Source organism: Chitinophagales bacterium (assembly GCA_020636495.1).
In the GTDB taxonomy this organism is placed as follows: Bacteria; Bacteroidota; Bacteroidia; order Chitinophagales; family Chitinophagaceae; genus UBA5543.
In genome coordinates, this window is sequence record JACJXQ010000008.1 from 481,025 (window position 1) to 507,551 (window position 26,527).

The 26,527-nt window shown below is 44.3% G+C and carries 26 protein-coding genes; 16 read left to right on the plus strand and 10 right to left on the minus strand.

Going from position 1 to position 26,527, the window contains the following annotated elements:
• Nucleotides 1–28 precede the first annotated feature (28 nt).
• Together clpX and H6550_02180 are read left to right on the plus strand one after the other, a co-directional pair.
• The gene (clpX, locus tag H6550_02175; protein MCB9044925.1) at nt 29–1,273 is read left to right on the plus strand and encodes an ATP-dependent Clp protease ATP-binding subunit ClpX; all 1,245 of its coding nucleotides are present in this window, start codon (nt 29–31) and stop codon (nt 1,271–1,273) included.
• A gap of 36 nt (nt 1,274–1,309) precedes the next feature.
• A complete protein-coding gene (locus tag H6550_02180) occupies nt 1,310–1,507 on the plus strand; it encodes a hypothetical protein (GenBank protein MCB9044926.1) in 198 nt (65 codons plus the stop codon).
• Between the two features lie 46 nt (nt 1,508–1,553).
• Here the strand turns inward: H6550_02180 and H6550_02185 are convergent, their stop codons facing one another.
• Complete coding sequence (locus H6550_02185; protein MCB9044927.1) at nt 1,554–2,060, minus strand: dihydrofolate reductase; 507 nt, start codon at nt 2,058–2,060, stop codon at nt 1,554–1,556.
• A gap of 73 nt (nt 2,061–2,133) precedes the next feature.
• Nucleotides 2,134–2,928, minus strand: a complete 795-nt coding sequence (locus tag H6550_02190; GenBank protein ID MCB9044928.1) for a thymidylate synthase — start codon at nt 2,926–2,928, stop codon at nt 2,134–2,136.
• A gap of 144 nt (nt 2,929–3,072) precedes the next feature.
• On the opposite strand from H6550_02190, the gene H6550_02195 reads away from it, so the two are divergent.
• The 7 genes from H6550_02195 (at nt 3,073) to H6550_02225 (ending at nt 11,008) form a co-directional block, all read left to right on the plus strand.
• Entirely contained in the window at nt 3,073–3,792 is a 720-nt protein-coding gene (locus H6550_02195) for a glycosyltransferase family 2 protein (protein ID MCB9044929.1), read from the plus strand.
• Between the two features lie 2 nt (nt 3,793–3,794).
• On the plus strand, nt 3,795–4,307 hold the full coding sequence (locus H6550_02200) for a gamma carbonic anhydrase family protein (protein ID MCB9044930.1): 513 nt from the start codon (nt 3,795–3,797) through the stop codon (nt 4,305–4,307).
• Between the two features lie 104 nt (nt 4,308–4,411).
• The gene (locus tag H6550_02205) at nt 4,412–5,176 is read left to right on the plus strand and encodes a hypothetical protein (protein ID MCB9044931.1); all 765 of its coding nucleotides are present in this window, start codon (nt 4,412–4,414) and stop codon (nt 5,174–5,176) included.
• Between the two features lie 160 nt (nt 5,177–5,336).
• The gene (locus tag H6550_02210; GenBank protein MCB9044932.1) at nt 5,337–8,738 is read left to right on the plus strand and encodes a methylmalonyl-CoA mutase family protein; all 3,402 of its coding nucleotides are present in this window, start codon (nt 5,337–5,339) and stop codon (nt 8,736–8,738) included.
• A 90-nt stretch (nt 8,739–8,828) separates the two neighbouring features.
• Complete coding sequence (locus tag H6550_02215) at nt 8,829–9,803, plus strand: hypothetical protein (GenBank protein MCB9044933.1); 975 nt, start codon at nt 8,829–8,831, stop codon at nt 9,801–9,803.
• A gap of 138 nt (nt 9,804–9,941) precedes the next feature.
• A complete protein-coding gene (locus tag H6550_02220) occupies nt 9,942–10,280 on the plus strand; it encodes a helix-turn-helix transcriptional regulator (GenBank protein ID MCB9044934.1) in 339 nt (112 codons plus the stop codon).
• 2 nt (nt 10,281–10,282) lie between these two features.
• Nucleotides 10,283–11,008, plus strand: a complete 726-nt coding sequence (locus H6550_02225; GenBank protein MCB9044935.1) for a hypothetical protein — start codon at nt 10,283–10,285, stop codon at nt 11,006–11,008.
• Between the two features lie 49 nt (nt 11,009–11,057).
• Here the strand turns inward: H6550_02225 and H6550_02230 are convergent, their stop codons facing one another.
• From H6550_02230 to H6550_02245, 4 genes are read right to left on the minus strand one after another with little or no spacing between them, the layout of a single operon-like run.
• Entirely contained in the window at nt 11,058–12,014 is a 957-nt protein-coding gene (locus H6550_02230; protein MCB9044936.1) for a glycosyltransferase, read from the minus strand.
• A 35-nt stretch (nt 12,015–12,049) separates the two neighbouring features.
• On the minus strand, nt 12,050–12,550 hold the full coding sequence (locus tag H6550_02235; GenBank protein ID MCB9044937.1) for a DUF4199 domain-containing protein: 501 nt from the start codon (nt 12,548–12,550) through the stop codon (nt 12,050–12,052).
• 4 nt (nt 12,551–12,554) lie between these two features.
• Nucleotides 12,555–13,853, minus strand: a complete 1,299-nt coding sequence (locus H6550_02240) for a dihydroorotase (protein MCB9044938.1) — start codon at nt 13,851–13,853, stop codon at nt 12,555–12,557.
• A 4-nt stretch (nt 13,854–13,857) separates the two neighbouring features.
• Nucleotides 13,858–15,894 (minus strand): BatA domain-containing protein, encoded by a 2,037-nt coding sequence (locus H6550_02245; GenBank protein MCB9044939.1) that lies wholly within the window; start codon nt 15,892–15,894, stop codon nt 13,858–13,860.
• A 132-nt stretch (nt 15,895–16,026) separates the two neighbouring features.
• Between H6550_02245 and H6550_02250 the strand changes: the two genes are divergently transcribed.
• Entirely contained in the window at nt 16,027–16,404 is a 378-nt protein-coding gene (locus tag H6550_02250) for a YccF domain-containing protein (GenBank protein MCB9044940.1), read from the plus strand.
• Nucleotides 16,405–16,717: 313 nt separating this feature from the next.
• Here H6550_02250 and H6550_02255 read toward each other — a convergent pair whose 3' ends face one another.
• Nucleotides 16,718–17,389, minus strand: coding sequence for a hypothetical protein (locus tag H6550_02255; protein MCB9044941.1), 672 nt, complete (start codon nt 17,387–17,389; stop codon nt 16,718–16,720).
• An 87-nt stretch (nt 17,390–17,476) separates the two neighbouring features.
• Nucleotides 17,477–19,648, minus strand: coding sequence for a PAS domain S-box protein (locus H6550_02260; GenBank protein MCB9044942.1), 2,172 nt, complete (start codon nt 19,646–19,648; stop codon nt 17,477–17,479).
• Nucleotides 19,649–19,817: 169 nt separating this feature from the next.
• Here H6550_02260 and H6550_02265 point away from each other — a divergent pair, with 169 nt between their 5' ends.
• Together H6550_02265 and H6550_02270 are read left to right on the plus strand one after the other, a co-directional pair.
• On the plus strand, nt 19,818–20,291 hold the full coding sequence (locus tag H6550_02265; protein ID MCB9044943.1) for a GNAT family N-acetyltransferase: 474 nt from the start codon (nt 19,818–19,820) through the stop codon (nt 20,289–20,291).
• Between the two features lie 56 nt (nt 20,292–20,347).
• Nucleotides 20,348–20,806, plus strand: coding sequence for a hypothetical protein (locus H6550_02270; GenBank protein ID MCB9044944.1), 459 nt, complete (start codon nt 20,348–20,350; stop codon nt 20,804–20,806).
• A gap of 167 nt (nt 20,807–20,973) precedes the next feature.
• Here H6550_02270 and H6550_02275 read toward each other — a convergent pair whose 3' ends face one another.
• Nucleotides 20,974–22,899, minus strand: a complete 1,926-nt coding sequence (locus H6550_02275; GenBank protein ID MCB9044945.1) for a 1-deoxy-D-xylulose-5-phosphate synthase — start codon at nt 22,897–22,899, stop codon at nt 20,974–20,976.
• Nucleotides 22,900–23,102: 203 nt separating this feature from the next.
• On the opposite strand from H6550_02275, the gene H6550_02280 reads away from it, so the two are divergent.
• From H6550_02280 to H6550_02295, 4 genes are read left to right on the plus strand one after another with little or no spacing between them, the layout of a single operon-like run.
• Nucleotides 23,103–24,059: a CPBP family intramembrane metalloprotease gene (locus tag H6550_02280; protein ID MCB9044946.1), complete on the plus strand. Its 957-nt coding sequence runs from the start codon at nt 23,103–23,105 to the stop codon at nt 24,057–24,059.
• Between the two features lies 1 nt (nt 24,060).
• Nucleotides 24,061–24,894, plus strand: coding sequence for a phosphatidate cytidylyltransferase (locus tag H6550_02285; GenBank protein ID MCB9044947.1), 834 nt, complete (start codon nt 24,061–24,063; stop codon nt 24,892–24,894).
• Between the two features lie 15 nt (nt 24,895–24,909).
• Nucleotides 24,910–25,566, plus strand: a complete 657-nt coding sequence (locus H6550_02290) for a phosphatidylserine decarboxylase family protein (GenBank protein MCB9044948.1) — start codon at nt 24,910–24,912, stop codon at nt 25,564–25,566.
• 48 nt (nt 25,567–25,614) lie between these two features.
• Nucleotides 25,615–25,812, plus strand: a complete 198-nt coding sequence (locus tag H6550_02295) for a hypothetical protein (protein MCB9044949.1) — start codon at nt 25,615–25,617, stop codon at nt 25,810–25,812.
• A 58-nt stretch (nt 25,813–25,870) separates the two neighbouring features.
• Here the strand turns inward: H6550_02295 and H6550_02300 are convergent, their stop codons facing one another.
• On the minus strand, nt 25,871–26,467 hold the full coding sequence (locus H6550_02300) for a transferase hexapeptide repeat family protein (GenBank protein MCB9044950.1): 597 nt from the start codon (nt 26,465–26,467) through the stop codon (nt 25,871–25,873).
• Between the last annotated feature and the right edge of the window lie 60 nt (nt 26,468–26,527).

Here is a 26,527-nt window from a genome sequence, read left to right on the forward strand (position 1 = left end):
TACTTTTGCAGACTAATCTATATACTGAATGTCCAAACAAGGTGAGAAAAGGTGTTCGTTTTGTGATCGTGTAGAAAGTGAAGTAAACATACTTTTTACAGGGATCAAAGGCAATATTTGTGACACATGTACAGAAAATGCCCACCATCTGCTGCAGGAAACTGTTTCGGATGCGAAGCCAAGAAAAGACAATAAAGACGAACTTAAGAAACATAAAATGTATAAACCAAGGGAGATCAAAGACTTCCTTGATCAATATGTTATTGGCCAGGACGCTGCTAAAAAGGTAATGTCTGTAGCCATATATAATCACTACAAAAGACTGATGCACCCGGTAGTGGATGATGTGGAAATTGAAAAATCTAACATCATCATGGTCGGTGAGACCGGTACCGGTAAAACACTACTGGCCAAGTCGATTGCCCGTTTATTGCAGGTGCCATTCGCAATTGTAGATGCTACGGTGTTTACAGAGGCCGGTTATGTAGGTGAGGACGTAGAAAGTATCCTCTCGCGCCTGCTGCAAAGCTGTAATTATGATGTAGCTGCCGCCGAGCAGGGAATCGTATATATTGATGAAATAGATAAAATAGGCCGTAAAGGAGATAATCCATCCATAACCCGCGATGTGAGTGGCGAAGGTGTACAGCAGGCTATGTTGAAACTGCTGGAGGGCTCCGAAGTGCTTGTGCCACCGCAAGGCGGCCGTAAGCATCCTGAGCAAAAAATGGTTAAGGTGAATACGCAGAACATCCTGTTCATTTGCGGAGGTGCTTTTGAAGGTATAGACAAAATGATAGCCCGCAGGGTGCAGACATCTTCTATCGGTTACAATGCTATCAAAGCATCTACAGACCTGGACAGGAGTAATTTGCTGCAATATGTCAATGCACAGGACCTGCGTTCGTTCGGACTGATACCTGAGTTGCTGGGCAGGTTGCCAATAGTTACCTACCTGAACCCGCTGGATTCAGATGCGCTGAAGAGGATATTGACAGAACCTAAGAATGCATTGGTGAAACAGTATAAAAAGCTGTTTGAATACGAAGGCATAGAGTTGACAGTTGAGGATGAAGCGCTGGATTACATGGTGTCAAAAGCCGTGGAATATAAATTAGGTGGCCGTGGGCTGAGGGCTATCTGCGAAATGATACTGACAGATGTGATGTTCGATATACCTTCTGAAAAGAATAAGAAGAATTTTACGCTGACATTAGACTATGCAAGGCAGATGCTGGAGCATTCAAAGCTCAACCAACTGAGGGCAGCATAAATAATACAGAAACATATTTAATACTATAAAAGCTATATGGAAGACCTGGTAAAAAAACTTACTGAAGAAGCCGGCCTGACCGAAGAACAGGCACTGCAGGCACTGAATGTTGTAAAAGAATACATCATGAGTAAAGTGCCGCCAATGATGCACCCGATGATAGATAGTTTCCTTGCTGCCAAGCAGGATGGTGACGATCCGCTGGGTGATATGATGAAGAATTTAGGCAACTAAACTGCCTGGTAAATTGAACGCCTGTTGCTACTGCAACAGGCGTTTTTTATATCTCTTTTACCCTGTCCCACTGTTGAAATGTGAACGCATGAGCATGTTTTTCGTCAGCTTCATGCGGTTCTTCCCATGTCAGTTTCCAGTGCGCATGGTTCATGTGCGGAAAGAAAGCATGCGCATCATTTATCACGGTATGTACTCTTGTCAGGTAGATGCGATCTATGCTATCTATTAATTGCTCATATATTTTGCCGCCGCCTATAATAAAGCTCTCACTGAAATCTTCCTCTTCCAGTCTTGCAATTGCATCTTCCAGGTTGTTGAACAGAAGCACTTCTTCAGGCAGGTGTAATCCTTTTTGAGATGACACAACAATATTCAACCTGTTCACCAAAGGTTTGCCTAGCGACTCGAATGTTTTCCTGCCCATAAGCACCGGTCTGCCAAGAGTCGTTCTTTTAAAGAACTTCAGGTCTTCGGGCAGTCGCCACGGCAGATCATTATCACGGCCAATGGCATTGTTTTCAGACATCGCAACTACTGCTGATAATATCATTTTACAAATTCAGAAATAAACAATCAAACAGTGAACAGGAACTTTTACCTTTTCACTGTTTAAAAACATTGACTTATACTGCTACCGGGGCTTTTATGTGCGGGTGTGCTTCATAATTCTCCAATGTGAAGTCCTCGTACTTAAAGCTGAAAATGTCTTTTACATCCGGATTTATTTTCATCGTAGGCAACGGCAATGGTTCGCGCGTAAGCTGCAGTTTTGCCTGCTCAATATGATTGCTATATAAGTGCACGTCACCGAATGTATGCACAAACTCGCCATATTCAAGTCCGCACACCTGTGCCATCATCATTGTAAGCAGTGCATAAGATGCAATATTAAAAGGTACACCTAAGAACACATCTGCACTGCGCTGATACAGCTGGCAACTCAATTTGCCGTTGGCTACATAGAACTGGAACAAGGCGTGGCAGGGTGTTAATGCCATTTGCTTCAGGTCGCCTACATTCCATGCATTCACAATGATGCGTCTGCTGTCAGGGTTGGTTTTCAGTAGATGAACAGCTTCGCTTATCTGGTCATATGTTTTACCGTCAGCCCCCGTCCAGCTTCGCCATTGGTGACCGTAAACCGGGCCCAGATCGCCACGTTCATCTGCCCATTCGTCCCAAATTCTTACCCCGTTATCTTTCAGATATTTAATATTGGTATCTCCGTTCAGGAACCACAACAACTCATATATGATAGACTTCAGGTGCAGCTTTTTTGTGGTCAGCATCGGGAACCCTTTTTGCAGGTCAAACCTCATCTGGTAGCCAAAACAGCTAATAGTGCCAGTACCGGTACGGTCACTCTTTTCTGCCCCCGTATCCAGTATATGTTGTAGTAGATCTAGATAAGCCTGCATAAATACCGATATTTAGATATGATACCGCAAAGTTAACTTATAGCATAGTTTAATAGGGTAAAACACTCGCTAATGGGGATAAACAGTTAATTCTTACTATAAATGATATTATTTTTGTTACTTCATACCATATTTTTTTACCGCATGAGTAAAACATTATCCATTGTAATCCCGGCCTACAACGAAGGTGCTACCATACACCGGATACTCAACCTTATCAAGGAAGTGCAACTCATTGATAACATCCGAAAAGAGGTTATCATAGTTAACGATTGCTCTAAAGACAATACCGAAGATGCCATAATGGCCTATAAAGATGCCAATCCTGACCTGCCTATCAGTTACTATAAACACGAGGTGAACCAGGGTAAGGGTGCAGCGTTGCACACAGGTATTAAATATGCCAAAGGTGATTATACCATTATCCAGGATGCTGACCTTGAGTACGACCCTAACGAATATAACCTGCTGTTGAAACCAATAGTGAATGGATTTGCTGATGTAGTGTACGGTTCCCGCTTTATGGGAGGCAATCCGCACAGGATATTATTTTTCTGGCACTCGTTGGGAAACGCCATGCTTACCTTTATGTCTAATATGTTCACCAACCTGAACCTGACAGATATGGAAACCTGTTATAAACTGTTCAGGACAGACATCATACAGAAAATTGACCTTCGTGAAAAACGCTTTGGTTTTGAGCCGGAGGTTACAGCCAAAATATCCAGGGTGCCGAAGGTAAGGGTCTACGAAGTTGGTATTTCCTATTATGGACGTACTTATGAAGAAGGTAAGAAGATAGGCTGGAAAGATGGCTTCAGGGCCATATACTGTATCTTAAAATACAACTTGTTCAATAAATAATTATGCCGCTGATATTACCCGTAAAAGGAGTACTGCCCAATATCCCGAAAGATTGTTATGTAGCTGAGAATGCTACTATTGTAGGCGATGTGGTTTTGGGAAAGGAGTGCAGTGTGTGGTTCAATGCTGTGATCCGCGGCGATGTGAACAGCATTCGCATGGGTGATAAAGTAAATATCCAGGATGGAGCCTGCATACATTGCACCTATCAGAAAACTAAAACCATCATTGGCAATAATGTGTCCATCGGTCACCACGCCATTGTGCACGGCTGTACTATAGAGGACAACGTCCTGGTGGGTATGGGGGCTATTATTATGGATAATGTGAAGATCGGCAAGAACAGTATTATTGCCGCCGGAGCTGTTGTTTTAGAGAATACTGAGGTGCCTTCAGGCAGCATTTTCGCCGGAGTGCCCGCAAAAAAGGTAAAAGATATCAGTGCAGAACTGCTGGAAGGAGAGGTACAACGCATTGCAAATAACTATGTTATGTACAGTTCTTGGTTCAAATAAGGGCTTTATATGACAATTTTTTATTTTTATTGCTATTCTCAGTACCTATTGCATAATAGGGAATTAGGATATACATTTGTTTCATTATAAAACGCATGATCTGTATGAAAAAACTTATTCTAGCTTTACTTGCTGTATCAACTTTGGGTACTGCTGATGCACAAAAAAATAGTGTACTTGTTTACGGTACTGGCGGTCTGTCAACTAACAAAACCGACAATGGCGGCGGTAGCGAAAATAAAAGCTTTAACTGGCACATCAATCCTGGTGTTGGTTACCAATTCACTGACAACATCACGATAGGTGTTCAGGGTGGTATCTGGAGCGAATTCGGTGAAAACAGGAGCGCTAATCCAACTAACACTGCATGGATGAGAAATGCAAGGGAAACAAGGGAGTGGCAAGCAGGTGCTTTCTTCCGTTATACCAAATACTTCGGTAACATATTCTCTATGTATACTCAATTGGACCTGAGCTATGTTTCCGGTCAGAATGTTTCTGAAGACGAAACAAGGATGGTTGATTATACCGCTAACCAGATCGTTAACCAGGTTATTTATAACTACGATTACTACAATGGCTTCCAGGCGTTCATTACTCCAATGGTGGCTGTAACTGTACACGATGGTTTAGCACTTAACTTCGGTATGGGTGGTCTTGGCTATCGTACTATCAGCTACGATACTCCTAAATCTCCAAGTCCACAGAACGCAGTTATCGACCAGAGCAACTTCATGTTCAACTTCGGTAACCAATTCAGCTTCGGTATCACTAAAAACTTCGGCTGCTGCCACCACAAAACAGGTAATGTAAAACCTGGTGATGACCTGCGCCCGATGAAGATGGATGCTAACGATGATGATGAATAATTATCAACGAATTATAAATGATTTGAAACGTCCCTGTATTGCAGGGACGTTTCTTTTTTATGTATATATGCTCAATCTTTAGTACTTGTTTTCGTAACTTTGCAGCCTGTTTCACAAAAGCTGATGGCCTGTCCCGGCCCATTTCTAAAAAGATATTTATATGTCATATACGCCCAAAAATAAGGTTCGCATTGTCACGGCCGCTTCCCTCTTCGACGGACACGATGCCGCTATCAATATTATGCGAAGGGTAATGCAAAGCAGTGGTGTAGAGGTGATACACCTGGGGCACGACCGTAGTGTGCAGGATGTGGTAGACTGTGCCGTACAGGAGGATGCCAATGCGATAGCTATGACCTCTTACCAGGGCGGCCACGTGGAGTATTTCAAGTATATGTACGACCTGCTGAAAGAAAAGGGTTGCGGGCATATAAAGATATTCGGTGGCGGCGGCGGCGTAATATTGCCTGAAGAGATAAAGGAACTGCACGATTATGGTATCACACGTATCTACTCGCCTGATGATGGCCGCTCTATGGGCCTGCAGGGAATGATAGATGACCTGATACAGAAGAGCGATTTCCCGACAGGCAACCAGCTGAATGGTGAAGTAGGACATCTGAATGATAAGAACCCCAAAGCGATAGGACGGTTAATATCAGCAGCAGAGAACTATCATGACCTGCCCGAAACACAAGCGTTGCTGAAAAAAGTAGAAGAATTATCCTCAGAGTCTAAAACACCGGTACTGGGTATCACAGGTACAGGTGGTGCAGGTAAAAGCTCACTGGTAGATGAGCTGGTGCGCAGGTTTTTGCTGGATTTTAAAGATAAGAACATAGGTATCATATCAGTCGACCCATCGAAACGTAAAACCGGTGGTGCGCTGCTGGGAGACCGTATCCGTATGAATGCCATCCGTAACGAGCGCGTGTATATGCGCAGCATGGCCACCCGCCAGAGCAACCTGGCTGTGTCTAAATACATACTCGATGCGGTGAACATCCTGAAGGCTGCAGATTATGACCTCATCATACTGGAAACCTCAGGTATCGGTCAGAGCGATACGCAGATAACTGACTATTGCGACCTGAGCATGTATGTGATGACACCGGAGTATGGTGCAGCCACACAACTGGAGAAGATAGACATGCTGGATTTTGCTGACATAGTGGTCATCAACAAGTTTGACAAACGCGGTGCCATGGATGCCTTGCGTGATGTGAAGAAACAATACCAGCGCAACCATAAGTTGTTTGACAAGGATGCAGACAGTATGCCTGTGTTCGGTACCATAGCATCACAGTTCAACGATCCGGGTACCAATACTATGTACAAGTCGTTGATGGACATCATCAAAGAAAAAACGGGACAAGACCTGCACTCTAATTTCGAGGTGAGCAACGAGATGAGCGAGAAGATATACATCATTCCGCCCAACCGTACACGCTACCTGAGTGAGATATCTGAGAACAACCGTAAGTATGACCAATGGACAAAAGACCAGGCTGCAATAGCTCAAAAACTGTTCGGTATTACCAAGACCATTGAAACGCTTAAAAATAGTGATGTAGAGGATAAAGACCGCCTGATAAAGACACTGCAGGAGGTGTACAGCAAAACTGAGATAGGACTGGCGCACGAGAACAAAGAACTACTGAACAACTGGGCGGAAAAGAAAGCGAAGTATACGGACGAATATTACACCTTTAAGGTGCGTAATAAAGAGCTGAAGATAAAGACACATACAGAGTCATTGTCTCACACACAGGTGCCGAAAGTAGCCGTGCCTAAGTTTGAAGCATGGGGCGAGATACTGCAATGGGCATTGAGCGAGAACTTCCCCGGTGAATTTCCTTATGCTGCAGGTATCTATCCTTTCAAACGCGAGGGTGAAGACCCGACACGTATGTTTGCAGGAGAAGGTGGACCTGAACGTACCAACAAACGATTCCACTATGTATCTAAAGGGTTACCTGCTGCGCGCCTGAGCACGGCCTTTGATAGTGTGACCCTTTACGGACAGGATCCGGACCACAGGCCGGATATATATGGTAAGATAGGTAACTCCGGCGTGAGTATCTGCTGCCTGGACGACGCCAAGAAACTCTACAGCGGTTTCAACCTGGCCGACCCCAAGACCTCGGTATCTATGACCATCAATGGTCCGGCACCTACTATTACCGCCTTCTTTATGAACGCTGCTATTGACCAGCAATGTGAGTTGTATATCAAAGAGCACGGACTGGAAGAAGAAGTAAATAAAAAGATAGAAGCGATATATAAAGAGAAAGGTTTACCCCGCCCTGTATATAATGCATCCACTTTCAGCGATGCAGCGGTAGGCGTACTACCGGAAGGTAACGAAGGGCTTGGCCTTATGCTGCTGGGCGTTACCGGCGACCAGGTATTACCTGCTGACGTATATGCAAAGATCAAAGAAGACACCCTGAAAGCTGTACGCGGAACCGTACAGGCTGATATACTGAAAGAAGACCAGGCACAGAACACATGTATCTTCTCAACAGAATTCTCACTACGTGTAATGGGTGACGTACAACAGTATTTCATCAACAACGGTGTACGTAACTTCTACTCTGTTTCTATCAGTGGTTACCACATTGCAGAAGCCGGTGCTAACCCGATATCACAATTGGCGTTCACCATCAGTAATGGCTTTACCTTTGTAGAGTACTACCTGAGCCGTGGTATGCATATTGATGAGTTCGCACCCAACCTGTCTTTCTTCTTCAGCAACGGTATCGACCCTGAATATAGTGTGATAGGACGCGTTGCCCGTCGTATATGGGCCAAAGCGATGAAGCATAAGTATGGTGGTAATGAGCGTTCGCAAATGCTGAAATACCACATCCAGACATCAGGCCGTTCATTGCACGCACAAGAGATTGACTTCAATGATATTCGCACAACCTTACAGGCACTGTACGCGATATATGACAACTGTAACTCGCTGCACACGAACGCTTATGATGAGGCCATCACTACACCAACGGAAGAAAGTGTACGTCGTGCCATGGCTATACAGCTCATCATCAACAAAGAGCTGGGACTGGCCAAGAACGAGAACCCTCTACAAGGCTCGTTCATCATCGAAGAGTTGACAGACCTTGTAGAAGAAGCGGTATTGACTGAGTTCGATCGTATAACGGAGCGTGGTGGTGTACTGGGTGCTATGGAAACTATGTATCAGCGCAGCAAGATACAGGAAGAAAGCCTGTACTACGAAACACTGAAACACAATGGTGAGTTCCCGATAATAGGCGTGAATACCTTCCTGAGCAGTAAAGGTTCGCCAACGGTTATTCCGCAGGAGGTGATACGTTCTACAACAGAAGAAAAAGAATTCCAGATACAGACCGTACAGAACCTGTGGAAGCGCAGCGGAGATAAAGGACAGGAGATGCTGCACAGGCTGCAGGATGTAGCTATAAAGAATGAGAACATATTTGCTGAGCTGATGGAAACAGTAAAATATTGCTCACTGGGGCAGATAACCAAAGCTTTATTTGACGTTGGTGGTCAGTACAGGAGGAATATGTAATAACACTATACGGTATTAATACAGAACCCATGCAATTGCATGGGTTCTGTATTATATTTAGTAATCGTTTCTCAACTATTAATATTGTTTATGAAAACCCTGTGCCTGATAATATCACTATCACTCTATTCTTTGTCTGCTTCGGCTGGAGCTAATCCCGTATTGGATAGTCTATTTAAGAGTAGTTTGTCAAAAGATTATTCAAAAGAGTCAATGTTTTATTTTTTCAATGTTATTGATTCTTTGAGTAGCCTGGCAGAAATGATAGACAATTATCCCGAGCGATTTGCTAATTATGCAAAGCATAGAAATCGTCCGCCTATAAAACTTGATGAAGTTTCAAAACTAGAAGATTCACTTTCCATAGATTTTGAAACAGCTTCAAAATTAATACAGGAAAGAGATACCCCTGGCGTGATTTATGACACCACAATGCCTGACGAATGGTACTATTTACCCGATTTTAAGGACAATGCTCTCTACATGAATAATATCAGGAAGTTACTTTTAGCAGATAATATATACCAGCGTGCTATAGGCTATAAACTGGTTGGAGCATTGAAGGACACTTCGTTTTCAGATATGATAAGCAAATCATTAGTAAATGAGAAAGAAGATTACGCAGGATTTTGGAATGCCAATGCAGTAGCAATAACCGCACCACTGTCGACATCAGTATTGTTTGATTTTATTGTAAAATACGAAGATTACGGTGACGCACACATGATGCCTATGTATATAAGAATGGATACAGCCAGCATCATACAAACTGCTTATGAGAGAATAAATGATACAAGTGCTAGAGCAAAAATTTTAGCGCTACAAACAATGGCATTGTTAGATACTGGTAGTAGACCGATATCATATATTGTGGATGCACTTAGCAAATGGGACGATAATATTAAAGGGTATGCAATAGTTTCCTTAAGTATGAAACAAAAGAAAAACCTGCTGCCATACTTAAAGCCATTAGCTGATAAACCCGAATTTAGAGATGTAATAATTCAGGTGCTGAACGAGAGCGAATCAGAAGAAGATATTGAGTTTGCGGAAACTCTCAAATAGTAATCTACTATAAAATAAGTCATTTATCTCGCCCAGAGCCTGGGCTCTTGTATGCAAATAATTAAATAATCTTACTTAATATTTGAATACATTGGAATCTTATGTATATTTGTCTTAGGTATAAATATACAGGCTATGATATTCTCATCCGAATTGATAAAAGGAACGCTGAAAACCATTGTGTTAAAGTTGTTGAATGACAATGGTAAAATGTATGGCTACGAGATCACACAAAGAGTGAAGGAGCTGACCAGCGACAGGATACAGATAACAGAAGGCGCACTATATCCAACGCTACATGCCCTTGAAAAAGATGGGCTGGTAACAACAGAGATAGAGTATATAGGCAAACGCCAGCGAAAGTATTATACCATAAGCAAGTCGGGCAAGACTAAGACTACGGAAAAGCTGAGCGAATTAGCAGAGTTTATGGATACCATGTCTTTTCTACTGGACCTGAAACCCAAAACGATATAACAATGTATTGCATCACTGATGAACAGGTAGAATATATCCTCGATGACATTAGACGTAATGGCGTTGAAATGGAGGATCTGCAGTTCAACCTCCTGGATCATATCTGTTGCATCATCGAGTATAACCTCAAAGAGGGTGATGACTTTGAGGTCTTCTATCAGCAAACCGTCAGGCAGTTCTACAAGAACGACCTGAAGGAGATAGAAGAAGAGACCATCAATTTATTAACGTTTAAAAATTATTATGCTATGAAAAAACTGATGATAATAAGCGGAGCCTCAGCCGCATTTATATTACTTACAGGCTCGCTGTTTAAACTGGCTCACTGGCCGGGTGCAGGCATATTGTTTGTTACTGGCATGGTATTGTTCAGCCTGTTATTCCTGCCTGTCCTGTTTCTGTTGAAAACAAAAGAAGCCGGCTCTGCACGCGATAAAGTAGTGTTGACAACAGGCACTCTGGTAGGCATACTATACTGTCTTTCGGCATTATTCCTGGTCATGCACTGGCCGGGTGCAAGGATCATGTGGATCAGTACGCTGACTCTCTCGTTCTTTGTACTGCTACCTGTGTATTTTTTCAATGGCATTCGTAAGCCTGAGACAAAACTCAATACAATAGTTACTACAATAATACTGGTAGGCGTGTTGGGTGTGCAGTTCCTGTTGACACCGGTACACAACAGGCCAAAGACAGAACAGCCTGTTGCAACTGAAGCTGTTAAGTAAACAAAAGCGGGGTGTATCATTGATACACCCCGCTTTAATAATGTCTTTATTAGTCGTCTAATCCTATCTTTTTTTCTACCAGGTAATGATTCCTGTCTGCGGCGGAGCGGGATACAAGCTCTGCAAGGAAACCTGCCAGGAAGAACTGTGTGCCCAGTATCATAGTGACCAGAGACAGGTAGAAAGTTACTTTATTGGTTAGTCCGTAGTCTGCTCCTCCTGCAAGACGCTGTATCACTAAGTACACAACCATTACAAAGCCCAGCAGGAACATTAATGTGCCTAAAGTACCAAACAGATGCATTGGCTTTTTGCCGAACTTGCTGATGAACTGTACGGACAGCAGATCGAGGAAACCATTGATAAAACGCTCCCAGCCAAACTTTGAAACGCCGTATTTACGGGCACGGTGTTGTACCACCTTTTCGCCTATTTTACGAAAACCCGCTGCTTTGGCCAGCACGGGGATGAAGCGGTGCATCTCACCATATACCTCTATGCTCTTTACCACATTGCGCCTGTAGGCCTTTAGCCCGCAGTTCATATCGTGCAGTTTTATGCCTGATACCATACGGTTGACCGAGTTGTACAATTTCGAAGGGAGGTTTTTGGTAACAGCATTGTCGTAACGCACTTTTTTCCATCCACTCACCAGGTCCCAGCCGTCTGCCATTACCATTTTATAAAGCTCAGGTACCTCATCCGGGCTGTCCTGCAGGTCGGCATCCATAGTTATTACTACATTGCCGATAGCTGCTTTGAAGCCCTCGTTCAGTGCAGCACTCTTACCATAGTTGCGTTGGAATTTGATGCCCTTAATATGCGGGTTTTGCGCACTTAACTCCTGTACTACCTGCCAGCTGTTATCAGTGCTGCCATCATCTATCATGATCACTTCGTAGCTGTAACCATGCTCTGTGCACATCTTCTCTATCCACTCCGCCAGTTCGGGTAGCGACTCATCTTCATTATAGAGCGGTATTACTATGCTAATATCTGTCTGCATCTGTTGCTAAAATACTGGAAATAAATTTAGGGTATTTAGGCCTTTGGTGCAGGGTTCCTTTTAGCAAAAGCAGCACCTATGAGGGAAAAGATAGCTCCAAAAAACATCGTACCGAAAATGACGCCGCCTACCATGAATGGGATAAAGAACTTTTTGGTCATCTCAAGCCCCATCTCTATCTGTTCATCGGTCATATTCGGGTTCTTGGCCATCTGCTCTGCTGCCATTTCCATCGACTTGTCTTTCATTTCAGGAAATATCAGGTAGACAGAAAGAAAAGTCCATGCCAGCAATACAAGCGCTGTAATGGCACTACTTTTAAAACCACTGGTGAATACACTGCCATAAGTTACATTGGCATCATTGGCTTTTGAATAAGCTTGCGCGTTCAGTATAATACCTATCAGAAAGGGTACATACTGGACATAGCCTGCCCAGCCTGTCTTAAAGGTTAGTCCTGTTACGTAAAAGATAACATTGACGATGATCATTGCCAGTGCTGTTACAAGGCCGTATGTTTTATGTGTCTGGGTCATTTTATTATTGATTTAGTTTGATATTGTTGTTATTCACCACGCCTATTACTTTGCCGGGTAGCTCTTTGCCAATAAAAGGATTGTTGGCAGATGCGGATGTCATCTTATTCAGTACAACTTTTCCTTTTGCAGAGAAGAGGGTCATATTGGCGGGCTTGCCTTTTTGCAGTCCATCCTGGGCCAGGCCGAATATCTCGCGTGGCTTGTTGGCAAATGCATCCACTATGCTTTCCAGTTCTGCCTTATCGCCTACACCTTCAAGAGCAATGTTGAAGGCAATCTCCTGTATATTCATGCCGTATGCCGCATATTCAAATTCTTTCACTTTGGCATCCCAGTCTTGCGGGCGGTGGTGCGATGTGATGCAGTCTATGGTGCCATCTTTCAGTCCTTTGATCAATGCCTGCCTGTCTTTCTCTGTTCTTAGCGGTGGTGTTACCTTATACATGCTGCTGTAACCCACCAGTGCCTCATCGGTCAGTGCCAGGTGGTAGGGGGTAACGGAGCAGGTAACGTTCAGTTTTTCTTTTTTGGCTTTGCGTATCATATCCAGGCCGGCGGCGGTAGATATACCTGTAAAGTGCAACCTTGAACCCGTATACTTCAGCAACTGCAGGTCACGGTAGATGATAATGGTTTCTGCCTCAGGTGGTATACCCGCCATACCTATGCGTGTCGACACGGCTCCTTCATGCATCAGCCCTGTGCTGGCTATGGAATCATCCTGCGGTATTTGTATCAAAGTACCATTGAATGCTTTTACATATTCCAGTGCTTTCAACATCAGGTTCGATGTCTGTACCGGCTTCCAGCCATCAGTAAATGCAATGGCACCATGTGCCTGCATGTCCATCATCTCGGCCAGGTTTTTACCCTCGATATTCTGGGAAATACTACCCATAGGATGCAGGTTTACAATATTGCCTGCTGCCTTTTTCAGTAAAAATTCAACTACTGACTTTGTGCTGACTACAGGGTCTGTATTTGGTGCCAGGAATACATCTGTAAAACCACCGGCTGCCGCTGCAGCAAGGCCGCTTTGTATCGTTTCTTTCTGCTCATGTCCCGGTTCGGCATAGTCTGCCATTATATCCACCCAACCTTTGCTTACCGATATCGGGCCTTCACTTTTAGCAGATGTATATACTTTTTTGCCATCTACTTCTATACTGCTTTCACCGGTTTTTTTTGCAGATGCGGCTATCTTGCTGATGATACCATCTTTAATAGTAATATCAACGACCTTGTTATGAAATTCCGACGTCGTGTCAGTGATCTTAGCCTGTAGAATGTGCACTTGCATATGGCTATTGAGTAGCAGCTGTTGGTTTGCGAAGGCTGCCGGCTAAAACCCATGTTTCAGCGGCCAGCATTATCACGGCTAAAATAACACAAAGTTTCCAAAGCGGGAAACTGCCCCACCTGTTGTAACCACCAGTAGTGCCGATTGTATCAGCACTCACTATTTCTACATCAATGCCCGGCCATAACTTGTTCAGTTGCCCGGGATCTATTGTTGCCAGTTGCGATTCTGTCCTGCTGCTGTTAACGGCAATTACCGTCGTATCGCTGCCCTGTGCCCACAGGCTGTAGAATCCCGGTTGGTGAACCACATCATCTATGAACACATTCAGCCCTGCACCATATCCATGTTGTGTTGGTATTGCATCGCTGCCCTGTGTATAAAGATGCACCATATTGCGCTCATTAGCCTTGTTCAAAGGCAGGTAAGCAGGTTCATTGTTGCCCAGCGTCAAAGCATACATATTTCCTCCGTTGGTGCTTATACCCATACGGTACAGGAATGGGGCAAAGAAATAGCCGGAGGTGAAATTCCCGGATTGCAGATCGATACCAGTAGTCAATACGTATAATTTTCCGTTTTGCGGGCTGTATTGTGCAAACAGCGGGTCGCCGTTGCGAAAGCTGAGGACGGACTGCCTGTTGGCAGTGATACCTGAATTTATAACATAGTGCCAGTTTGCTACGGGCAACTGTACATTTTCGGGCACCTGTTCAAAAAGGTCGCGCACCAGGTCGCTGCCTTGTTGTAATGATGTTGCAGCCTGTGTAACGGTATCAATATTTGTAATGGACAGGTCTGCTATTTCTGCCAGTCCTTCGTTCATTTCGGCGATGTTATTGGTTTTGCCCGGGAATAGGCATACGGTCTGGCCTTGTTGCAGGGCCAGGGCTATCTGCTTGCCCAGCGCCGGGCTGATCCTTGTGCATCCGTTTACTATCACCAGGCTGTAAGTACTCCAATCTGCAGGTGGGTTATCTATGTTGGCATTGTTCAGCCTGAAGCCATTGTAGGCACGGAATGCTGCCTGAATGTAGGGGCTGGGTTGTCCTTCGTTCAGCGCCAGTACACTCAGGTTGGGCGCACTTCGTGCCGTGATACGAAAGGTATCGTCAAATTTTACCGACTCATCATCAATCACCAGTTCTGCTCTTTGCCAACCTGCATCATTTGCCCTGAAGGATAGTGTATCAATACTTTGGTTGTCCTCATCAAAGCTGATGGTGGCAGCACTTTTTATCTGTCCGTTTACCAGCAGGTTCAGAACGGGCGCCTGCCCCGGCGCCTTGCCCGATACCCTGCTTCTGACTATCAACTGGTTGCTTTCCCCTGTTTGTAAGACGGGGTCAACCAGGTAGGCTGTGTCAATGAATATGTTCAATGGTTCAGTACCGTTTACAGGCAAGGCATATACTGTAATGTTATCATCAGCTTCAGGCGGATCACTTACGGCTACCTGTTGCATGTCCGAATAGTAATATAGGTCGGCACCAGGTATAGCTTCCGATTCAGTGATACTTTTGAGCAGGGACAGCACCTGCCGGGCCGTTTTAGTAGTGGACGATAATTCAATCCCGTTCACCTCGTTTAAGACTTTGTCAGCAGGCATAGGGCGATAACTTACAGGACGGTCGTTGGTCAGTAGCACGAACTTTGTGCCCGGTGCTGCATTCTTCACCTGTCTGCGCGCAGCAGATTTTGCTATGTCCAGCAGGCGCTGTGCGTCCTTTCTCAGGCCCATGCTGCCTGAGTTGTCTATATATATCGCCTGCAGCCGGTTTTCGGTTGCTTTCTTATCGCCGTTGGTAAAAAAGGGCTGCGCAAAGGCCAGTACCAGCAGTGCCAGGAACAACATCCTGAGTGCCAGCAGCAGCTTATACCGTACCTGTGATTGCTTTTGTGAGCGCAGCTGTATATTCTTCAGGAAACGGGTATGCGGGAAATACACCGTTTTATACCTGCGCAGGTTGAACAGGTGTATCAGCACCGGGATAGCCAATGCCAGTGCCGCGGTAAGGAATAAGGGGTATATAAAACTCACAACTCAAATATAAGGTTATTGATACGCCAAAGGATAAAAATGAAAAACAAAAACTGTTAATGTTTCGTGTATGGTACAATGCAAGTATGCGGTAATATGATTATTCGTAGCTTTATCACTACATAACTCACTATGGCACCTTTTCATCTTTTGGGCAACATCATCTGGCTGGTCTTCGGCGGGCTTATCAGTGCGCTGATCTATTTTGTTTGTGGTGTACTGTTTACACTAACCATCATAGGTATCCCGTTTGGTATACAATGTTTCAAAATAGCCGGGCTGGTGCTGGCGCCTTTTGGCAGGGAGGTGGTGAGCAGCAGCAGCAATAGCGGTTGCCTGGCCACACTGTTCAATATCATATGGATACTCTGTGGAGGCTTATGGACAGCCATTACCCATATCGTATTTGGTATACTGCTTTATATCACCATTATCGGCATACCTTTCGGCAGGCAGCATTTTAAGTTGGTAGAGATCAGCCTGATGCCCTTTGGCAAACGGGTATTATAGATGTTACGCCTCTCGTTTTGTTTCCCCGGCATATAAATTGTTCCCGTTTTGTTTCCATCAATGCACTGAAACAGCTTGTTTGGTTCCTTGTATTTTGCTGATAGTCAAATTTTTACGCTGTTTTGTTTCCAAATGTTTCCCAAAACAGAAGAAAAATATAAAGGCCTTCGGAACATTGTGTTGTTCATTAAATAAAGAGCGTAAGTATCATTTACAAAAAATATACTTACGCAAAAATACGTAAAAAATAACAATTAATGCTATTTATTTTTTAGTTGATGTCATTTAGTAGGCGTGTGTTATATGCCACCTATCAGTTGTTTTGCATGCCTGCCTCAACCCATTTTTCCACCTGCCTTATCTCGCAATTGGTCAGTTTTAATCCTCCCTGTGGCATAGCCTGGTAGCCTGGCTCATAGTTGATACATTTTACCAGGTTCTTGTTTTGTACGGCACTTTTCACCGCAGTATAATCCGTTAGTACTAAATTGCCCTGGGGTGTAGTGCCACTGTGGCAGCCCGTACAGTATTTTTGCATCAGTGGCTCAATGGCTGCAGCATATGTGAAATTGTTCGAGTCGCACGGAGATGTGCAACTGCTATCTTTTAATGCACCTGCGTTTATCCATTTTTTTATTAGGTCGGTTTTTTCTGTGCTAAGTGCCGGTGCGTCCTGTGGCATACGTTCTTCAGTAAGGCCAACAATAGATTTATATATCTTGCTACCTATTGCATTGCCCGGAGCAATACCTTTCTCAACAATGTTCTCATAGCTATCCAGGACATACCCTTTGGCATGGCCGGCTGCGTCATGACAACCACTTTTAGCACATTCTGATATGAAAATTGGCAGTATATCCCTGTCAAAACATAAACCCGGAACCCCTGTTCTGTCCTGAACGGGAACAACATATGGATCGTGCTGGCAGGATACCGCAATAACGCATATAATGACAAACCCGGCTAATAAACGTGATATATTCATCTAAGAACAGTTTTCGAACAGTAATACTAAGGATTTTGCTCAACAAGTACGCTGACAAATATCATGATGTTTGTCAGCATATTTGTTTTACCTGTCGAATATATTATTTATTACATCTATAGACAGTGGTTTAGAATAGTAGTCTGCCACCTGGTTGTATTTTTTGGATCTTTCCCTGTCCTCGTTGTCAATAGAAGAAGATAATATAATAACAGGCTGTTGCAGGTCCAGTTGGGTATATGCATCCAGAAAGTCCCAGCCTGTTTTATTGTCCGGGAAATTCAGGTCGAGGAATGTAAGCCTGTTAAGTGCAGGTTGTATACGCATATATTCAATAGCACTATCCGGGGCCTCAAATACTTTGATTTGTACGTCGGGAAGTATTTTCGATATGAGACGTTTGTTGATCATGTTGATGAGCCTGTCATCGTCTACCAGGCATATCTCATCTACCTGGTCAATATTCCTGTTGTTGAAATTTGTACCATGAGTTTCTGCTGACAAGAGCGTCTCATTCATGTGCTGAATGATCCTGTTGATCTTATTGACAGGATCTTCGAGTTCTGCAAAATAGGATAGTATATCTTCAGTTGTATTATCCTGTAGTTTGCCTGCATTCAGCAAGAGCATGATCTTGGAAAACTCATGACGAAGCTCGTGTGATGTGATAAAAGAGAATTGCCTGATCTTTTTGTTGGTTTCAGCCAGTGCTTTTTCATCCTGTTTCCGCTGGGTAATGTCCATTTCTATGGCCATAAACCCGGTTAGCGTATCACCATTATATATGGGTTCAATACGTACATCCAACCAGTATTTATCACCGTTTTTACTGTAGTTGAGAATTTCAGCTTTTATCATTTCACCTTTGACAATAGCGTCTGTCATCAGTGCTACGGTTCCGGGGTCTGTCTCGGGGCCATGTACCAGTTCACCGGGTTTTTTACCTATTGCTTCCTGTATGGTATACCCGGTTGTTTTGGTATAGGCATCATTTACCCAGGTTATTCTACCTTCAGCATCGGCAAGAACAATGATGTTATTTGTCCTGTTGATGACCCGCATCAGTCGTTTCGACTCCAGCAAGGCTTCCTGCATGCGAATGTTGGCCTTTTGTACCTGGTCGCTGAAGTTCTTAAGGTCAGTAATGTCCGTGCCATTGCCGACGAAGCCGGAAAATTCTCCTTTGGAATTGAACTGGGGGCTACCTGTTACCTGCATCCATCTATATACCCCGTCTTTGCCCATAAGCCTGCATTCCAACCCGAATGGCGTACGTGACTCAAAGTGGGTGTCGCGTTCGCGGGCGAAGCCTGCTATATCGTCCGGGTGTATTAGTTTTGTCCATCCGTCACCCATCAGTTCTTCCTGTTTCATACCCGAAAAGGTCTCCCAGGTGGTGTTGAAAAAAGTACAATGCTTATGTTCATCTGCCGTCCACATAAGTATCGGCGAATCATTGGCTATGGATTTGAACCGCAGTTCACTATCCATCAGCTGTTCGTTCAGTAGCTTTATATCTGTAAGGTCAACAGCAGTTCCCACAAAACCGATGCAATTATTACTACTGTCATATTGTGGTGAGCCTTTTAACATCATATACCTGTACACGCCATCTTTACGTTGCATCCGGCATTCTATTTCAAATGGTTTGCCCTCGTGGTAGATAACAGAGCGTTGCCGGTTGATGATGTCATGGTCATCAGGGTGCAGTATACTCATCCAGTCTGCACCATGCAGTTCTTCCAGCTTTTTTCCTGTAAAATCTACCCATGCCTTATTTACATAATTCACACCTGTGTCAACGGATGACGTCCATGTCATTACAGGCGTATTATCAGAAATAGACCGGAACCTGTTTTGGCTAATTGCCAGATCTTCTATCAGTTCACGTTCCCGGGTAACATCAACAGCTATACCGGTAAGCGTGTCAGGTAAGCCATTTTCGCCTTTGTAAAAAATGGCGTCTCCTTTTATTACTTTAACGCTCCCGTCTTTATGTATGATACGAAACTCATTATGACTCTTGCCATTTTGTTTTGCTTCAGCAACTCCTTTTTGATATATTTCTGCATCTTCAGGATGTAAGTGGGAAGCGAAAATGCTTTTGTCCGCCATCATTTCCTCAGGGGTATATCCCCATACGTCAAAACATGCTTTGTTTGTGTAAAGCAGATCGAAGGTATTCATGTCAACACACCATATCACTTCACGTGAATACTGCAGCACATCCAGGATATGCATTTTCAGTGTATCATTCATTTTTTTACAAGAGGGGAATAATTAATTGTATTACAAGAATGTATCTAATACAAGATAGTAACTTTGTTTAAAGATTTTAATGTTATTAATGCTATTTGTTAAACATTTAATGCCTGTTTTTACCCGGATGTACTGAAGTATACAATCTAAGTTTACCGATATTTATATCATGAATATGCATTTGCAAAAAACTACAGTTGACGACCTGGAAACTTTGTTCATTTTCCAAACCGATGAAACGTCTAACTATGTTGCCGCTTTCAACACGCCCGACCCTGCTGATAAGCAAGCCTACATGGAGAAGTGGAGAAAGATAGTAGCCAACTCCACTATTAATATGAAAACCATATTTGTCGATGATGTTCCGGTAGGTAGTGTAGCGCATTTTGAGATCGAGGACGAAACCAATGTATCTTACTGGATCGATCGTCAGCACTGGGGCAAGGGCATTGCCACCAAAGCCCTTCAACAATTATTAGCTACTACTGATAAGAAGATACTATACGCAAGAATAGCTTACGATAACACAGGCTCGCAGAAAGTACTGGAGCGAAATGGCTTTGTACGAATAGGCACGGATAAAGGTTTTGCCAATGGCAGAGGGAAAGAGATAGAAGAGTTTGTATACAGGCTGGAGTTGTAATAATAGCGGAACTTCTTAAATTCACATTGTTTTGTTATACCTGAAACTTGTAAACTATGTATAAATTACTATTGTTGTTGGTGCTGTTATCTGCCGATTGTTATGCACAACGATCTGACCTGCTTGCAAAAGCTGCCGTACCCGGAAAAGCATTCGACCTTACAGCTCCGGTTAGTACTGACTATCATGCCCCTGCTTACAACAGGGCGCGGTCCGGCTCCTGTACGAATGGACTAACTGTAACCGGTAACGTACTTGCTGCTGTGGGTGGCGGCCTGATAGGCTGGCCATGCGGTACATACCTGGGAGGTGGTGACCCTGAATGGGGGCTGGCTATTGCCGGTGCCGGGGTTTTGGCTGTTGCCATACCTCTCGCTATCCTGGGCCAGAGAAAATGCAATGGCAGATATGCACTGGAAGGCCGGGTCAATTCAATGTACGCCCATAAAAGGCCATCAAAACAATTGATATTTGCAACAAGCGGGAATACCGTGGGGTTACAACTGAATTTCTAATGTAGCTGTAGGGTTGGAGATATGTTTGTGTTCTTCTCCAACGTACCCACGTGTTAATGTTGGAATGGTAAACAAGCATATTACGTGCTTAGGAGAAATACTCAGGAGATTTCTCTCTATGCTCCGTTTCGTTCGAAATGACGAACTCTATTTTAGGTTTTGATTTATCAAACCAGCTCCTTCACGCTCCTGCTCACCATTTCGCGTACAGCTTCAGCTATGCCTTGTGCGTCAAAACCGCATTCGCGTTGCAGTTCTTCAGGTTTGCCGTGCTCTATAATGCTATCAGGAATGCCCAGCATTTTTACTTCGGGTGTATAATTATTAGCAGCCATAAACTCTAACACCGCACTGCCAAAACCACCTACTATGGTTCCGTCTTCTACGGTTATTATTTTGTTGAATTTCTGTGCTATCTCGTGTAGTAATGGTTCGTCCAGCGGCTTGGCAAAGCGCATGTCGTAGTGCGCGGGGTTCAGCCCTTCGGTCATCAGTTCTTTGCAGGCCTGTACGGCAAAGTTGCCCGGGTGTCCCAGTGTCAGTATCGCTACGTCTTCACCATCTTTTATCATGCGGCCTTTACCGATCTCTATTTGCTTCATTGGGGTGCGCCATTCAGGCATCACACCTTGTCCGCGCGGGTAGCGTATCACAAACGGGTACCGGTTCTCGTCCAGTTGCGCTGTGTACATCAGGTTACGCAGTTCGGCTTCGTTCATAGGTGCGCTCACTACCATGTTGGGTATGCAACGCATATAAGCTATGTCGTAAGCACCGTGGTGTGTCGGTCCGTCATCACCCACCAGTCCCGCACGGTCCAGGCAGAAGACAACAGGCAGCTTCTGTATCGCTACATCGTGCACCACCATATCATAACCACGCTGCATGAACGAACTGTAGATGTTGCAGAACACCCTCATGCCCTGCGTAGCCAGTCCCGCACTTACAGTTACAGCGTGCTGCTCGGCTATGCCCACGTCAAAAGCACGGTCGGGCATTTCTGCCATCATGTATTTCAGCGAGCAGCCTGATGGCATTGCCGGTGTAATACCCATGATCTTGTCATTGGCTTTGGCCAGCTCTATAATGGTATGCCCGAAAACATCCTGGTATTTAGGAGCCTGGGGTACGTCGTATGTCTTTTTGTTGATCTTGCCCGTTATCTTATCGAAAGTACCGGGTGCGTGCCAGAGGGTCTGGTCTTTTTCGGCCAGGTCGTATCCCTTACCTTTTACTGTTTTTATGTGCAGCAATTTCGGGCCGGGAATGTCTTTCATATGTTCCAGCACCTCAACCAGCTTCAGCACATTGTGCCCGTCTATCGGGCCGAAGTAGCGCAGTCCCAGCGCTTCAAACAGGTTGCTGGTTTTAGACAGCATACCTTTTACACTCGCCTGCAGCTTAGATACCACGTCGCGCTGGTAGTCGCCGTAAGGCAGCTTGCCCAGCAGTTTCCATACATCATCGCGCAGCTTGTTATAAGTGTGCGAAGTTGTGATGTCTGTCAGGTATTCTTTCAACGCCCCTACATTGGGGTCTATAGACATGTTGTTGTCGTTCAGTATCACCAGCAGGTTGCAATTGCTTACACCTGCGTGGTTCAGTGCTTCAAAAGGCAGGCCCGCGGTCATAGCGCCATCGCCTATTACAGCTATGTGCTGGCGGTTGGTCTCACCTTTGTACTTTGAAGCTATGGCCATACCCAGCGCCGCGGATATGGAAGTAGAAGAGTGCCCCACACCGAAAGTATCATATTCACTCTCGCTGCGTTTGGGAAAACCACTCAGTCCCTTGTATTTCCTGTTGGTATGAAAAACCTTACGGCGGCCGGTCAGTATCTTATGGCCGTAAGCCTGGTGGCCTACGTCCCATACCAGTTGGTCGTAAGGGGTATTGAGCACATAATGCAGGGCTGTGGTCAGTTCAACCACGCCAAGGCTGGCACCAAAGTGACCTCCGTGTACGCTTACACAGTCAATAATGAACTGCCTTAACTCGGTACAAACTTGCTGTAACTCCTCCTTTTTCAGCTTTTTCAAGTCTGCGGGAGTATCAATATTGGTTAGTAACGGCCCTGCCTGAATTTCGTTCATGAGCAATGTTTGCAATAATCTGTCAAAAATAGTTAAAAGATAGCGATGTGTAACGCCCAATAACATTAAAAACGCTGATAATGTTGCATTTTAATTGAATATATTGAGTGATATGCTTGTTTTAACAGCTTGTCAGGCCAAATTCTTTCAACAATCAAGCCAAAGTAACATTACACTGTTACCTTTGCGGGTAATATTTAATTATGTTTAACAAGTACTGGAGAGAATACCCTATATGGATGCAGCTATTGCTGCTGATACTCATGGTGTTTACTATGTTCTCGGCAGCAACAGTGCTCAGCCTGTTGCTGGTGCCTATGCTCACCGGAGTATCTACTGCCGAAGTGGTATCAATAGATGTGAACAGCCCGCATAAAACAGTATTTGCATTCAAGATCTTCCAGATGATCAGCAACCTGGCCTTGTTTGGCGGAACCGCATTCTTATTTGCCTATACCAGTCACCCTGAGCCAGTTACTTATTTAGGTTTCAGGAAGGTAAAACGCCCGATGCTGGTTGTAGTTTCTTTATTATTACTGGTGGCCTCTCTGCCTATTGTATTGCAACTGGGCCAGTGGATGAGGGAGCTGAATTTTGCCGCAGCCAACGAATCGCAGGAGCGCAGCGATACTATTATGAAAGCGCTGATGCAGGACAAGACCGTCGGTGATCTGCTGTTTACGGTTTTTGTACTGGCGGTGATACCTGCCTTTGGCGAGGAGCTGTTCTTCCGTGGTGTTATCATGCGTTTTTTCCATAAGCAGACAAAGAATATCAGCTTCGCTATTTTTATGTCGGCAGGGTTGTTCGCTTTGTTTCACGGCCAGTTATACAACCTGCCGTCTATCTTTATCATGGGTATGGTGCTGGGTTATGTGTATTATTACACCGGCAGTATATGGGCCAATATCATTGTACACTTTACCAACAACGCCCTGCAGATAGTAGTGGAATATATGGCAAAGAATGGCATTATCCCCGATTCCGTGACAGAGAACGATAGCTTTCCCTGGTATGTACTGGTAATAGGTACATCGGCGGCGGTATTGTTTTTTATGTTGCTGAAAAAACCGGCAACACCGCTACCTGCCGGCTGGAGCAGCGATTTTACCGTTGAGGAACTTGAAGAAAAATTAAAAGAATTAAACAACAGGCAATAATATGGCTTTACATTGGCCTACATTTTTTACACGTCTTGGCAGTGCCATTGTTTTTTCCGCTATTATGATGGCGGGATTGCTCTGGAACGAATATGCATTTATTGCGCTGATAAGCCTGATACAGGTGTTATGCCTGAGGGAGTATTTCCCGCTGATGAAGAAGATATTCCCTGATGTACACTGGCCTAATTGGTTGCCTGTTACCATACAGGTGTTATCATTACTATGGTTGTTGTTAGAGACACCTGTGCTGAATGGCGTACGCTTTTCTAAAATGATGTTGTTCGTGCCGGTGCTGATACTATTGATGACCACCTTATCAAAAAAGACGGCATTACAGGCGGGTATACAGGCGCTGGGCGGCATATTATATATCATGTTGCCCATGATATTGCTGTATAATATGCGCAGTCAGTCTATACTCATACCGCTATCGCTGGTGCTGATGATATGGATGAATGACACGATGGCCTACCTGGTAGGTTCGTTCATCGGGAAAACCCCTTTCTCGCCTATTTCTCCTAAAAAAACATGGGAAGGTACAGCAGGAGGAGCTATACTCACCATTGCAGGTGCCGCTATCTGGGGTTATTACACGCCTTACTATTCTATGATCGACTGGATGGCACTGGCACTGTGCGCAGCGGTAGCCGGCACAGCGGGCGACCTCTTAGAGTCTAAACTCAAGCGACTGGCCAATATCAAGGATTCCGGCACTATGATGCCGGGGCATGGCGGTGCGCTGGACCGTTTTGATTCCTTGCTGGTGGCTACACCATTTGCATTTGTTTACGCATATATATTCATGCATTATTTACCATTGACCATTTTTTAGAATAATTTTGCCCCCATGTCAATACATCGCGAAGGATATATCTTTATTGTTTTAGCCACGGTTTTGTGGATCATTATCTGGTACACCAGCAATAAGTTTTTGGGGAACATACCCTGGCTGCATTGGTCTATACAGTTTGTTTACTTCCTGCTGTGGTTCTGGGTGCTGTGGTTCTTCCGCATTCCTACCCGCGATCTGACCCGCGATGACAGTCTGGCTATTGCACCTGCAGATGGTAAAGTAGTGGTGATAGAAGAAGTATATGAGCCCGAATATTTTAAAGACCAGCGTTTACAGGTATCCATATTTATGTCGCCGCTAAACGTGCACCAGAACCTGAACCCGATAAGCGGTGTAGTGAAGTATTTTAAGTACCACCCCGGTAAATACCTGGTAGCATGGCACCCTAAATCGTCTACGCTGAACGAGCGCACCAGCTACGTGATCAGCAATGGTAAAACGGAATTACTTACCCGCCAGATAGCAGGTGCTATGGCGCGCCGTATTGCCTATTATGTAAAAGAGGGCGACAGTGTAGAGCAAACCAAAGAGTTTGGTTTCATTCGCTTTGGTTCAAGGGTAGATGTATTCTTTCCCGTAGGCACACCGATAAATGTTAAAATTGGGGATATAACCCAGGGCGGTGTAACAGTTTTAGCTAAAATGCCTTAAGTTTGTATATTATATTATCGAAATTATTAATTACAAAATAACGAAACAATGAAAAAATTATCATTACTGCTTGTTGGCCTGTTGATAGTAGGTACAACATTTGCTTGCGAAGGCGACAAGGGTAGCAAAAAAGAATGCTGCAAGAAAGGTGAGAAAAAAGAGTGCTGCAAAAAAGGCGAGAAAAAATCTTGCGACAAAAAAGCACAATCAGACAAAGACGCTGATCAGGCTAAAGCTTCTAAATAGTTTTAGCATACAATATGTAAAAAGTCCCGCCAACCGGCGGGACTTTTTACATATTGTATTAACCGTTCTTTATTTTATTCCATGTATCATACAGCGATTCCTGTGTGGGCCGGTCAGCTGGTATCTCTCTGAGAGGCTCACAAGGCTGCAGTGTTTCGTACAGGTCTTTGGGCAGGCTTTGATAAAGTGCTGTCCCCTTGGTCTTCCAGTTGATCATGTCATCGCTCACCTGTTTGATCACCTTACCCGGATTGCCTACTACCAGTGAGCGTGGCGGTATTTTAGTATTGGCAGCCACAAAGGATAAAGCTCCGATGATACTTTCGTCACCTATTTCAACTTCGTCCATAATTACGGCATTCATGCCTACCAGCACATTACGACCTATTGTTGCGCCATGAATGATAGCGCCATGCCCTATATGCGCACTCTCTTTCAGCGTTACCGTCACACCGGGAAACATGTGCACTGTACAGTTCTCCTGTACATTACATCCGTCCTCCACTACTATACCGCCCCAATCGCCACGCAGGGCAGCCCCGGGCCCGATATATACATCTTTACCAATAATAACATTACCTGTAACTGCAGCCTGTGGGTGCACATAAGCTGTAGGGTGCACAACCGGCACAAACCCTTTGAATGAATAGAACATGTGTAAAATTAAAAATTCAAAAGCCAAAAAAGTAAAAACATGACAACTGATGCGTTATCT

Excerpts from the sequence above, each read along its gene's own strand:
- H6550_02215 (MCB9044933.1), top strand. The coding sequence starts at position 8,829 with ATGAAAACCCTGTGCCTGATAATATCACTATCACTCTATTCTTTGTCT.
- H6550_02210 (MCB9044932.1), top strand. The coding sequence starts at position 5,337 with ATGTCATATACGCCCAAAAATAAGGTTCGCATTGTCACGGCCGCTTCC.
- H6550_02240 (MCB9044938.1), bottom strand. The coding sequence starts at position 13,853 with ATGCAAGTGCACATTCTACAGGCTAAGATCACTGACACGACGTCGGAA.
- H6550_02260 (MCB9044942.1), bottom strand. The coding sequence starts at position 19,648 with ATGAATGATACACTGAAAATGCATATCCTGGATGTGCTGCAGTATTCA.
- H6550_02235 (MCB9044937.1), bottom strand. The coding sequence starts at position 12,550 with ATGACCCAGACACATAAAACATACGGCCTTGTAACAGCACTGGCAATG.
- H6550_02265 (MCB9044943.1), top strand. The coding sequence starts at position 19,818 with ATGAATATGCATTTGCAAAAAACTACAGTTGACGACCTGGAAACTTTG.
- H6550_02285 (MCB9044947.1), top strand. The coding sequence starts at position 24,061 with ATGGCTTTACATTGGCCTACATTTTTTACACGTCTTGGCAGTGCCATT.
- H6550_02300 (MCB9044950.1), bottom strand. The coding sequence starts at position 26,467 with ATGTTCTATTCATTCAAAGGGTTTGTGCCGGTTGTGCACCCTACAGCT.
- H6550_02295 (MCB9044949.1), top strand. The coding sequence starts at position 25,615 with ATGAAAAAATTATCATTACTGCTTGTTGGCCTGTTGATAGTAGGTACA.
- H6550_02185 (MCB9044927.1), bottom strand. The coding sequence starts at position 2,060 with ATGATATTATCAGCAGTAGTTGCGATGTCTGAAAACAATGCCATTGGC.
- H6550_02230 (MCB9044936.1), bottom strand. The coding sequence starts at position 12,014 with ATGCAGACAGATATTAGCATAGTAATACCGCTCTATAATGAAGATGAG.
- H6550_02290 (MCB9044948.1), top strand. The coding sequence starts at position 24,910 with ATGTCAATACATCGCGAAGGATATATCTTTATTGTTTTAGCCACGGTT.
- H6550_02270 (MCB9044944.1), top strand. The coding sequence starts at position 20,348 with ATGTATAAATTACTATTGTTGTTGGTGCTGTTATCTGCCGATTGTTAT.
- H6550_02255 (MCB9044941.1), bottom strand. The coding sequence starts at position 17,389 with ATGAATATATCACGTTTATTAGCCGGGTTTGTCATTATATGCGTTATT.
- H6550_02225 (MCB9044935.1), top strand. The coding sequence starts at position 10,283 with ATGTATTGCATCACTGATGAACAGGTAGAATATATCCTCGATGACATT.
- H6550_02195 (MCB9044929.1), top strand. The coding sequence starts at position 3,073 with ATGAGTAAAACATTATCCATTGTAATCCCGGCCTACAACGAAGGTGCT.
- H6550_02205 (MCB9044931.1), top strand. The coding sequence starts at position 4,412 with ATGAAAAAACTTATTCTAGCTTTACTTGCTGTATCAACTTTGGGTACT.
- H6550_02200 (MCB9044930.1), top strand. The coding sequence starts at position 3,795 with ATGCCGCTGATATTACCCGTAAAAGGAGTACTGCCCAATATCCCGAAA.
- H6550_02280 (MCB9044946.1), top strand. The coding sequence starts at position 23,103 with ATGTTTAACAAGTACTGGAGAGAATACCCTATATGGATGCAGCTATTG.
- H6550_02180 (MCB9044926.1), top strand. The coding sequence starts at position 1,310 with ATGGAAGACCTGGTAAAAAAACTTACTGAAGAAGCCGGCCTGACCGAA.
- H6550_02190 (MCB9044928.1), bottom strand. The coding sequence starts at position 2,928 with ATGCAGGCTTATCTAGATCTACTACAACATATACTGGATACGGGGGCA.
- H6550_02275 (MCB9044945.1), bottom strand. The coding sequence starts at position 22,899 with ATGAACGAAATTCAGGCAGGGCCGTTACTAACCAATATTGATACTCCC.
- clpX (MCB9044925.1), top strand. The coding sequence starts at position 29 with ATGTCCAAACAAGGTGAGAAAAGGTGTTCGTTTTGTGATCGTGTAGAA.
- H6550_02250 (MCB9044940.1), top strand. The coding sequence starts at position 16,027 with ATGGCACCTTTTCATCTTTTGGGCAACATCATCTGGCTGGTCTTCGGC.